Source organism: Microcoleus sp. T2B6 (assembly GCF_036700475.1).
GTDB lineage: Bacteria > Cyanobacteriota > Cyanobacteriia > Cyanobacteriales > Microcoleaceae > Microcoleus.
Map to the genome: position 1 here is coordinate 1 of NZ_JAUBOZ010000212.1, position 4324 is coordinate 4324.

General features: G+C 42.1%; 2 protein-coding genes and 1 pseudogene. All 3 read right to left on the reverse strand.

Going from position 1 to position 4324, the window contains the following annotated elements:
* Nucleotides 1-275: 275 nt before the first annotated feature.
* The gene (locus tag QUA00_RS36300) at nucleotides 276-539 is read right to left on the reverse strand and encodes a hypothetical protein (protein ID WP_333413411.1); all 264 of its coding nucleotides are present in this window, start codon (nucleotides 537-539) and stop codon (nucleotides 276-278) included.
* On the reverse strand, nucleotides 520-960 hold the full coding sequence (locus QUA00_RS36305; protein ID WP_333413413.1) for a globin domain-containing protein: 441 nt from the start codon (nucleotides 958-960) through the stop codon (nucleotides 520-522). Before QUA00_RS36305 ends, QUA00_RS36300 begins: the two co-directional genes overlap by 20 nt.
* Nucleotides 955-4257, reverse strand: a pseudogene (locus tag QUA00_RS36310) (adenylate/guanylate cyclase domain-containing protein); the annotation flags it as partial. The gene QUA00_RS36305 and the pseudogene QUA00_RS36310, both read right to left, overlap by 6 nt.
* Nucleotides 4258-4324 lie beyond the last annotated feature (67 nt).

Sequence of the window (4324 nt, forward strand, 5' to 3'; positions counted from 1 at the left end):
TGAGGTGTGGGGTAGTTTTCTTTGAGAAGTTTGAGGATAATCGGCCCTTTATCTGCTTCCCGAATCGCCCGGTAAACTAGAGAGTTGACACTTTCGTAAAGCAGCGTCTGGACGGCAACGCCTGGAATCGAGAGCATATTGATTTTTTTGCTAAAAATTAACGCTAAGTCAAAAGGCACCAGTTTTGTGTATAGAATAGCACGTTAGAAAGGTAATTTATTTTTGTAACAAATGTTTAGTTTTTCATGTAGCGATCGAGCTTTGGACTTTTATCATTAATCTACATTGTGTAGCCTGTCTTTAATTTTTGTGCGATTTCTTAAAGTAGACTGACAGCGTTCCCAATAAATTTTAGCGACGGCATCCCCCGGATTCTGACGCCAACACTCCGAAAACAGCCGCGCCACCTCAGCTAACTTCCCTTCCAAGTAATTTGCCCTCGCTTCTGCAAACAATTCCAGGGTAGCTAACTTGCCCGCTTTGATTTCTGGCGGGTCAGCATCAAACACCTCATAAAGGTCACATAACTCCCATGCCATCAATCATAGCTGACTGAATAATTGTATAAGCCTCTACCCAAGCTTTTTCAGTTTCAGGTGTCCACTCTAAACCCATCTGCGCCTTCAGGGATTGAATGAGTGCATTGGCAACAACAGGAAAATGTTCTACTGAAACGCCATATTTGGCATGAGTTGCACCTAATCCTTTAGCAAAAACATTAATTAACTTAGGTTTCCGTAAATTTTCAATAATGATTTCTAAGCTTTGCCAAAGCTTTTCTTTTTGCTGTGCCATTCTTGTATTCATAAAAAGAGCTTTAATCTGAGAAGACTCATTAAAAAGTATTTCATAAAAGTTACTTACAAATTCATCAGAGTGAGGTTTTATTAATGCTAAACTTCTCTCTAAGAGTTCGATGTTTAAACTGATAGTTTTTTGTTCACACCAGTCCCAATAAATTTGAGCAACTTGATCCGAAGGGCAGAGTTCTAAACATTGAGCAAATAATGCTGTGGCTTCGATAAATTTCTGTTGTCGATATAAGCTCACAGCTTGATTAAATAAATCTTTGGTTGCTAATTTGCCTCGCTTTGTTTCAGGAATATCTGCCTCAAAAACTTCATAAATTGTAGATAAGTCTACTTTTCCCTTCACACTAATTTGAGCGATCATGCGAATAGCATAGTTGCTAGGATTAGCTAACTTATTAAAAGTCTGCTGTGTAATCAGTAAAGCAACACCATAATTTTTTGTTAATCCTTCCACACGAGCAGCTAAATTCACCGCATCACTAATTACCGTCGTATCCATGCGATTTGGTCCGCCCACCGTGCCTAACATTAAATTCCCAGTATTAATGCCAATGCCAATCTTAATCGGGGCATAGCCAGAATTAACCCGCTCTTGATTGTATACTTGAAGTTGATGCAGCATGGCAATACTGGCATTTACTGCATTATCAGCATTACCGCTAAATAGGGCCATAATCGCATCACCAATATATTTATCAATAAAGCCATGATTCTCAATAATCGCTGATTCCATCCGAGATAAATAAGCATTAATGAACTGAAAATTATCCTCCGGAGTCATACTTTCCGAAAGCGTAGTGAAGTCGCGAATGTCGGAAAATAGCACCGACATTTCTAACTGCACTTGGTCGCCCAATTCGACATCGACAATGCTTGGTCTCTCTAAAAAATGGAGGAACTGATTGGGGACGAAGCGCTCGTAAGCTTTGTTGAGTTTAAAAAGTTCATTGGTGAACCTGATCTGCTCTGTTTCGGCTTTTTTGCGCTCCGTTATATCTTGAAATGCTGCTAGTCCGTAGGCAATATTGCTCTGATTATCATAGATAGGCGTTCCCCAAACTTCGATGGGTACAACCTTGTCAGTCTGGTAGATTTCTATATCATTAACAGTGGAACTTTCACCATTTAATGCCCGCACTCCAGGCATTTTTTCAGCAGGATACGGATTAGAAGTGTCCGCAGCATAAACTTGATAAACCTCTGCCAATTGTTCGCGTGTGGCATCAGGCGCAACTCCTTTTCCCAGAAGCTGCTGCCCCTTCTGATTAACGTAGTAAGGTGTACCACTGGGTTTGAGTACAACTATCCCTACTGGCATAGCTTCTAGGAATTGAGTCAGCCTGGTTTCATTTTCGCGTACTTCTGTATAGAGTTTAGAATTTTGAATCGATATAGCCGCTTGTCCAGATAACACTTTTAATAGTTCCACTCTTTCTGGGGTAAAAGCTCCGGCTGTCAGATTGTTTTCTAGGTAAACAATACTGACGATTTGAGCTTGGTTAATCAGCGGCACGCATAAAATTGATTTGGGCTGATTTTTGTGGATGTAATGGTCGTTGGTAAATTGTCCCTCTCGGACAGCATCATCTAGTACCACGCTTTCTTGAGTGCGGGCCACATAATTGACAATTGCGGAGGAAAGTTCTTGACAATCTTCAACGGGGATTGACTGCAACACGGTGACTTGTTGGGAATTTATTGCCCCTTCAGCTTCAATTAACAGCTTTTCCTGGGTTAATAAAATTAGATATCCTCTTTGCGCCCCTGCACTTTCGATCAAAATTTTCATCAAGCTAGACAGTAGCTTATCTAGCATAATTTCTCCAGAAATTGCCTGAGAAGCTTTCATTACTGTGCTGACATCTAAGTTTTTAACCAAACCCGTGGTCGTTACAGTTCCGGTAGTTTTAGTGTTTTTTCTTCCGGCTTGAATAGGTTTTAATAAGTGGGGGTATCGCGTTTCTAAATCTTTTACCTTAGCAGTGGCTCCCCATTGGATATAACAATAATACGCCTCAATCATGTAGAGTTGGGCAAATTTTTCTTTATTCCATTCTAGATAAAACTTGGCTGCTAGTTCGTTGGCTATTGCTTCTTCATTGAGGAATAGATTTTGTTTAGCTCCAGCAATGGCGCGATCGTACATTTCAATCGCCTCAACTTTATTACCCAAAACGCGATGTTTTTCGGCCTCAACCAAATACCATTTATGCAAATGATTCATCGGAGCATTTTGCGCCCACTGTTGCAGAGTCGTTTGATGGGCTTGGGCCTGAGTAAGAATTTCAGCTTGCTCGGTTCCTGGCTGTGTGGGGAAGAGTGCCAAGTGCGTCAAAGCTGCATAAAAATGGAAAGCGGGAACAAAAACCGATCCCGATACTGCCATTAAATACTGTTGACCTTGGGCAATGTAGTTTAGGGCAGCCGTATAATTGCCATAGCAGTAAGCAAGCAGCAGTTTGTAGATGTAGACAGCAGCGATCGCTGTCAGGTCATTGTTCTGATGGTGCTTAGAAATCATCACGGTTTCATCGTAGGCAGTTCCGATTAAGCAATCCGACAGAATACAGGCTTCCCTCAAATTCTTCACCGTCTGCTGCGTCATATTCAACAAACCCTGGGCAGAATATTGCTTTACCTGCGCCATGACAGCGCTGTAACCTGCTATTTCTGATGCCCAACTGTCTAGTTCTACCCCACCGAAGAAATGGACATAAAAGTAACCACTTATGTTGTAGCCAGCATTTAGAAAATCACCAGTTTCCATGCCCGCCGTATAGCCATCTTTCAGCGTCGGTATCGTTGCTAAGAGAGCTTCTTGGCGATGCTGAATAAAACCCCCAAACACAATTATAATTTGAGACTTGAATTCCCGCATATTGAACCGATCCAGCAATGAGAATGCCAATTTACCAAAGTCATAGCCCGTTTCGACATCTCCAAAAAAAGCACACAAAACCAGTCCGTGAATCGCATACCCCACGCTTGATGCGGGTGCATTCCCAAAGGAGAGCGATAAACTCACCATCCTGGAGCTAAGTAGGGGCAGCAAACCCGGCATTCCCTGGAAAATGGTTGCAAACAATATTCCTAACAATTGCATAGCTGCCTGAGTCTGGGAATCGGTCATCACAGGCAAGTCAACCAGTTCTTCAATCTGTCTACCCTGGAGTTGGTTGGCAAGGTTTTGTAACGCTTTGCCAATCAACGCTTCATCAGGTTCGGTGGGTAGATCAATCCCCAATTGCAAGAGTGCATTTCTGCCTACTGCGATCGTCTCCAACATCTTGCCCTGGGCTGTCAGGGCGGCAATTTGAATTTCGTAAATTTTAACTTTGTCTAAAATCGTCTGAGCATTCTGCAATACCTCTGCTGCCATCTGTTCCATGCCCTCAAAGTCAGCATTCAAATACGCAGCTTCGGTAGCAGCAATATACAGGGTAAGAGCATCTCAATCAGCCTTGACAAAAGGATTTGAGAAGAAGCATCATGTATTCATCATTCATTGCAGC

Excerpts from the sequence above, each read along its gene's own strand:
- QUA00_RS36300 (WP_333413411.1), bottom strand. The coding sequence starts at position 539 with ATGGCATGGGAGTTATGTGACCTTTATGAGGTGTTTGATGCTGACCCG.